Source organism: Pseudomonas sp. W2Aug9 (genome assembly GCF_023127755.1).
Lineage (GTDB): Bacteria > Pseudomonadota > Gammaproteobacteria > Pseudomonadales > Pseudomonadaceae > Aquipseudomonas > Aquipseudomonas synxantha_A.
Genome location: NZ_SPKL01000014.1, coordinates 22,164 through 28,327 on the forward strand (window position 1 = coordinate 22,164; position 6,164 = coordinate 28,327).

Below are 6,164 nucleotides of genomic sequence, written 5' to 3' on the forward strand. Positions count from 1 at the left end.
TGGATCGCGCCGCTTTTGGTTATGCTTTTTTCGCTGGGCACTGATGTGTCGCAGGCAGGGCGCGGCAATGCATAGACCAAACGCCATCCGGGAGAGCAACGATGACATCGTGGGAAAGAGAGGTCTCGAGTGGGGCCGGCAACCGCCAGCTTCCCGTGGTCAAGGGCTGGCCACTGCTCGGCAGTGCGCTTGCCTTGATCCGCAACCCCCTGGGCTTCTTGCAAACCACGCGCAGTACCTATGGCGATGTCTACCGGGTCAAGGCCGCGCATATGAACTTCGTGGTATTGGCCGGCATGGAGGCGAACCGATTCGTGGCGGACAAGGGCAAGGATTGCTTTGTCTCAAGCGGGTTCTGGGAAGCGACCTTGCAAGAGATGCAATGCCCGCATTCGTTCATCGGCGTGGATGGTGATGCCCATCGCTTCCAGCGCAACCTGATGAAGCCGCTGTTCTCCAAGTCGGCGTTCAACGAGCGCATTCCCATGCTTGCGCAGATCTTCACGGATACCCTGCAAGCGCGCTACGGCGTTGATCAAAAGGTGTCGGCGCTGTTTCGGCATGTGCTGTCGCAGCAGATTGGTGGATCACTGCAGGGTTATCAACCCACGCCGGATGAAGTCGAGGCGCTGATGCGGTATCAGAATACCGCGATGAACGTTTGTGCCCTGAAAAAGTGGCCGCGGCTGGCGTTGCGCCTGCCGGGTTACCGGGCGGCGAAAAAGCAGGTGCAGGCGCTGGCTGACCGGATTATCGAGTCGGAACGGACCCAGGAGCAAACCCAGGGTTACTTCCAGACGCTCAAGGAAAAAGGGCAGATGGTCCAGCCCCAGTGGTTTACCCCAGGAGATATGCGCAACCACGCCATCATCTCCTACCTGGCAGGCATCGACACCGTCGGTGCCACCTTGAGCTTCATGCTGCTGGAGCTTTTCAAGCAGCCGCACTTGCACCAGGCGTTGCGTGATGAAGTGGATGCCTGTTTCAGCCAGGGATTGCCGGACGCTGATGGCCTGGAAAACATGGAGACCCTGAAGAACTTCATCCGCGAGGTGATGCGTCTTTATCCAACGGCCTACGCCGTGCGCCGTACGGCAGCGAAAGACTTCGAGTTCCAGGGTTACTCGATCGACAAAGGGCAGGACATCATTCTATTCACCACTGCCAACCACACGGATCCTGCGTGGTTCAAGAACCCTCAGGTCTTCGACATCACTCGCTATGAAGAGCCGCGGCTTGAACACCGCGCCAGCGGCGCCTGGGCACCCTTCGGTCGTGGGCCGCACACCTGCATCGGGGCGGGGCTGGCCAATATCCTGTTGTCGTTGAACCTGGCGCTGTTTTTGTATCACACCGATTTGCGCCCGGCGTGCAAGCTCAGCGATATCAAGATGGATTTCTCCAACCCCGCCGCAGGCTTGAGCGAGCGATTTGCCATTTCCTTTACGCCACGGAATCGCCCGTGAGCAGGTCCGAACTTGCGCCGCCGCGATTGTGCCAGGTCGCAATCTGCTCCGCCGACGCCGCCACCAGCATGCAGTTTTATGCCGCGTTGTTGGGTTTGCGTGCCACCGGCAGTTTTCAGGTTCGCGGACCCATGGCTGCCCGACTGTTCGAGATGACGGCGGTGCAGGGCGTCAATTACTGGATGGCTGACGCACAGGCATTTTTTCAGCTTGAATTCTTCGAGTTCAGCCAACCGTGCCGGTTGCCGGCGGCAACGCGCACACGCAGCGGCTACGAGCGCTTGTTTGTCGCGGTAGCCGATATAGACGCCGCCGTGGCGCGCTTGCAGGCGGCCGGTATACCCGTCGACCTCGCCGGCACAGTGCTGCGCGACCCCGATGGCGTACCGGTGCAACTGGTGGAGGCTGAGGCTGGCGGCGCGGTCGGGCGCATTATCGGCGTACGGCTGGTGGTCGAAGATCTGGAGGACGCCGTGGATTATTTTCATCGGGCGCTGGGGCTGCCGCTGTCGGCGTGCCAGCCCTCGGCCACGGTCAGCTGCGACACGCCGCGCTGCGCCCTGGATGCGGGTGAGCACTGGATCGAACTGGTGCACCGCCAAGGTGTGGGCGCCGTACGACCACTCAATGAACCCGGACTGATGAATGTCGCCCTGGGCGTACGCCGCCCAAGCCACTTCAATGCCCTTTACCGACGCGTGCTGCGTGAAGGCTTCAGCTCAAGCACGCCGCCGGTTGGCGGTGGGTTATCCCACGTGGTGTACCTGCGCAGCCGCGCTGGGCTGTCGGTGGAGTTGCTGCAATTGCCCGCCTGGATGGATGCCATCTGGGGCTTTCGCGCTCCCGGAAGGTTGGCCAGGCTGGCGCGGTTACTGATTGGAGGGCTGGTCGGGTTGTCGGCCAGGATGGCTCGCGCATCGCCTTGAGCGTTCGTGCGGTGTTTTGGCAAACAGCAACAGGAGCACAGGCAGACATGAGAGAGGAACGTAATTGGATCAGCGACCGCCTGGCTTCGTTCGGCGACGGCATTGCGCTGATCGCCGATGGCCAGCAGTCCTCCTTCAACGCCATAGGGCAAGCGATGATGTCCTGGCAGGCGCTTCTGGCGCACCAGAACATCGCGTGCTGCACGGTAATCGTCAATGGTGATTATAGCTGCGCGATGGTGGGGGCGATTCTGGCCTTGTACACCCGGCATTGCGTGGTGGTGCCACTCAATCGCAGTTCGTCTGAACGCTGCGCGGCGGTGGCACGTACGACAGGGGCCAGTTGGATCATCGACGCCGATCACTCCGGCGATCTGCAGGCGTTAACCACACAGTTGCCCACCCACGAGTTGGTGGCAGGCCTGTTCGATCGCCGAGAAGCCGGTCTGATATTGCTCAGTTCAGGCAGCAGCGGCGAGCCCAAGGCCATCCTGCTCAGCCTCGAAAGGCTTTTTGCCAAATACCGCGATGCGCCGCGCTCAAGGCCTCGTACCACGGCTGCATTCCTGTTGCTGGACCATATCGGCGGTTTCAATACGTTGCTGCACTGTTTATTCAGCGGCTCGACACTGGTCAAGCTCGATTCCCGCGACGCCGTGAGCATTTGCCGGCAGATTGCTGAACACCGGATCCAGCTCCTTCCCGCCACCCCTACATTTCTCAACATGCTGCTATGGGGACGGGCGTACGAGACCTACGATCTTTCCAGCCTGGAACTGGTGACCTACGGCACCGAGACCATGCCCGAATCGACCCTGGCCGCGCTGAACGAGGTGTTCCCGGCTGTGCGTTTCAAGCAGACCTATGGCATGAGCGAGCTGGGCATCCTCTCCACGCGCTCGGAGTCGAGTGACTCGCTGTGGATTCAAATTGCCACTGACGATGTGCAGGTGAAGGTGGTTGATCAGATTCTGTGGATCAAGACCCGCACCGCGATGCTCGGCTATCTGAACGCGCCGTCGGTGATCGATCAGGAGGGCTGGCTATGCACGGGGGATATGGTTGAAACCCGTGGCGATTATTTCCGCATCCTCGGGCGTGGAGAAAGCCTGATCAATGTGGGAGGGCTCAAAGTGCTGCCGGTAGAAGTCGAGAGTCGGCTGTTGAGCCTCCCCTTCGTCAAGGATGCCGTGGTATGGGGGCGCAAGAGTCCGGTCACCGGGCAGATCGTGGCCGCCACGGTCGTTCTGGAGGGTGAGTTGGACACCGACGACGCCAAGCGCCAGATCATGCTGCATTGCCAGCAAGGGTTGGAAGATTTCAAGGTGCCGCGTCATATCGAATTTGTGACCGGGCGCCTGCACAGCGATCGATTCAAGAAAATCAAGGTGGCCTCGCAATGACTGATGCAGTTTCTGACGCTTTACACACTCGCCATGACAGCGCTCCATCTGCGGTAAAGGGCACCATCATTGTCAGTGGCGGTAGCCAGGGCCTGGGATTGACGACGGTCCGATGTTTCCTGGAGGCAGGCTATAACGTCGCGACCTTCAGTCGTCGAGAGTCCCCGGCTGTCACGGAGTTGAGCGAGCGTGCCGACTTTCATTGGCAGGCACTGGACTGCACCGACTACTCAGCGCTCACCGCCTTCGTCCAGCAGGTGGAAAAGCGCTTCGGTGGCCTCGACGGGCTCGTCAACAATGCCGCCACCGGTGTTGAAGGCATCCTCAGCACGATGCGCGTGGCGGACATCGACAGTGCGCTTGATATCAACCTCAAGGGCCAGTTGTACCTGACCAAGCTGGTCACGGCCAAGCTGCTCAAGCGTGGCGCGGGCAGCGTGGTGAATGTGTCATCTATCAATGCCCTGCGGGGTCATTCCGGCCTGACGGTTTACAGCGCAACCAAGGCCGCGATGGATGGCTTGACCCGCAGCCTGGCCAAGGAGCTGGGCCCACGGGGCATTCGCGTCAACTCAGTTTCGCCTGGCTACTTTTCCAGCGACATGGTCAAGGACCTGAGCCCCCAGACACTCAGCAGGATCGAGCGCCGCACACCGTTGGGGCGTCTGGGTACCCAGCAGGAAGTCGCGGATCTGATCCTGTACCTGGTAGACCGGGGCACCTTTGTCACCGGTCAAAACATCGCAGTCGATGGAGGTTTCACATGCTGAATCATCAAGTCATGGATCAAGTATTCGATCAAGTAGAGCACCAGATCGCTCAGGTTCTGGGGGCGAAGGGTGGGCCTTTGGTGGCGGTGGAAATTGACAGCCGCTTCAGCGACTTGGGCCTGAGCTCCCTGGATCTGGCGACGCTGATCAGCAACCTGGAAGCGGTTTATGGAACAGACCCCTTCGCCGATGCCGTGGCGATCACCAGCATCGTGACCGTGGCGGACTTGTGTCGAGCGTATGCGCAACAGGGTGTGCCGGGGCCGAGTCCGGACCCGCTGGACGCCCAACTGCGTGATCTGCGCCAACTGTGAGCCAGGCCCTAGAGAGCCATCTGGGCGACCTGGCCGTTGTCGGGTTGGCATGCCGCTTTCCGGGTGCCCCTGACCAGCGAGTGTTCTGGGAGAACCTGCGCCAGGGCCGCGAGTCGATCGTTGACCTTGACGATCAGCAACTGAGCGCGGCGGGTGTCACCCGCGAGCAATGGAGCGAGCCTGGTTATATCCGGCGCAGCCCGGTGCTTGAAGGCATCGAATGGTTCGATGCGCGGTTCTTCGGGGTTTCCGCGCGCGAGGCCATATTGCTCGATCCGCAGCATCGACTGTTGCTGGAGGTGGGGTATGAGGCGCTTGAGGATGCCGGGCATGTCAAGGCGGCTCAAGCCGGCGTGACGGGTGTCTATGCATGCATGGGGGGCATCACCACCAGCTATTTGCATCAGTTTGGTGACCGTCTCGACCCCTTGCATCATGAAACCGCCAGCCTGGTTCACCAGGGTAACGACAAGGATTTTCTCGCCACGCGCCTGTCCTTCAAGCTCAACCTGACAGGCCCGAGCATGACCGTGCAGACCGCGTGTTCAAGTTCGCTGGTGGCGTTGCACCTGGCCTGCAACGCTCTGCGCCTGGGGGAGGTCGACACTGCGCTGGTGGGGGCAGCCGCCATTCGTATTCCGCACCATACCGGTTATCCCCTCGGACAGAGCCCGTTATTGTCTCGCGACGGTCGTTGCTGTCCGTTTTCCAGTGATGCCAGCGGCACGTTGTTCGGCAGCGGCGTGGCGAGCGTCATCGTACGCCGCCACGCCGACGCGATACGCGATGGTGATCATGTGTATGCGCTGATCAAATCCAGCCATGTCAACAATGATGGGGCGATGAAAATCGGCTACACCGCCACCAGTGTGCCAGGGCAGGCCAAAGCCATGGTGCGGGCGATCACGCTGGCGCGCGCCAATGCGCGGCAGATCAGTTATGTGGAGTGTCATGGTACCGCCACCAGCCTGGGCGACCCTCTGGAAATCAAGGCGCTTGAAAAAGCCTTCCGCCTGGATACCCAGGACCACGGTTTTTGTGCGATAGGCAGTGTCAAATCCAATATTGGTCACCTTGAACAGGCAGCCGGCATCGCCAGCCTGATCAAAGTGGCGTTGATGCTAAAGCACGACACCCTGGTGCCTTCACTCAATTTCACCACGCCCAATCCGCGCATCGATTTCGAGCATTCGCCGTTCCGGGTCAGCCAGGACACCCGGGTGTGGTCGCAGGCGCTGGAGCAACCCGCCGACACTGCGCGGTTGGCAGCGATCAATTGCCTGGG

6 protein-coding genes are annotated in these 6,164 nt (G+C 60.7%); all 6 read left to right on the forward strand.

Annotated elements, in window-relative coordinates:
* The first annotated feature begins 101 nt into the window (after positions 1-101).
* Entirely contained in the window at positions 102-1,466 is a 1,365-nt protein-coding gene (locus E3O56_RS12450; protein ID WP_032877012.1) for a cytochrome P450, read from the forward strand.
* Positions 1,463-2,392 (forward strand): VOC family protein, encoded by a 930-nt coding sequence (locus E3O56_RS12455; RefSeq protein ID WP_248089455.1) that lies wholly within the window; start codon positions 1,463-1,465, stop codon positions 2,390-2,392. The genes E3O56_RS12450 and E3O56_RS12455 overlap by 4 nt, the downstream gene beginning before the upstream one ends.
* Positions 2,393-2,439: 47 nt before the next feature.
* Positions 2,440-3,795, forward strand: a complete 1,356-nt coding sequence (locus tag E3O56_RS12460; RefSeq protein ID WP_248128359.1) for a fatty acid--CoA ligase family protein — start codon at positions 2,440-2,442, stop codon at positions 3,793-3,795.
* Entirely contained in the window at positions 3,792-4,565 is a 774-nt protein-coding gene (locus tag E3O56_RS12465; RefSeq protein ID WP_078820783.1) for an SDR family oxidoreductase, read from the forward strand. The genes E3O56_RS12460 and E3O56_RS12465 overlap by 4 nt, the downstream gene beginning before the upstream one ends.
* The gene (locus E3O56_RS12470) at positions 4,559-4,879 is read left to right on the forward strand and encodes an acyl carrier protein (protein WP_032877008.1); all 321 of its coding nucleotides are present in this window, start codon (positions 4,559-4,561) and stop codon (positions 4,877-4,879) included. The genes E3O56_RS12465 and E3O56_RS12470 overlap by 7 nt, the downstream gene beginning before the upstream one ends.
* Positions 4,876-6,164 (forward strand): polyketide synthase (locus E3O56_RS12475; protein WP_248128360.1); only part of this gene is annotated, 1,289 nt, incomplete at its 3' end. The genes E3O56_RS12470 and E3O56_RS12475, both read left to right, overlap by 4 nt.

Excerpts from the sequence above, each read along its gene's own strand:
- E3O56_RS12450 (WP_032877012.1), top strand. The coding sequence starts at position 102 with ATGACATCGTGGGAAAGAGAGGTCTCGAGTGGGGCCGGCAACCGCCAG.
- E3O56_RS12460 (WP_248128359.1), top strand. The coding sequence starts at position 2,440 with ATGAGAGAGGAACGTAATTGGATCAGCGACCGCCTGGCTTCGTTCGGC.
- E3O56_RS12470 (WP_032877008.1), top strand. The coding sequence starts at position 4,559 with ATGCTGAATCATCAAGTCATGGATCAAGTATTCGATCAAGTAGAGCAC.
- E3O56_RS12465 (WP_078820783.1), top strand. The coding sequence starts at position 3,792 with ATGACTGATGCAGTTTCTGACGCTTTACACACTCGCCATGACAGCGCT.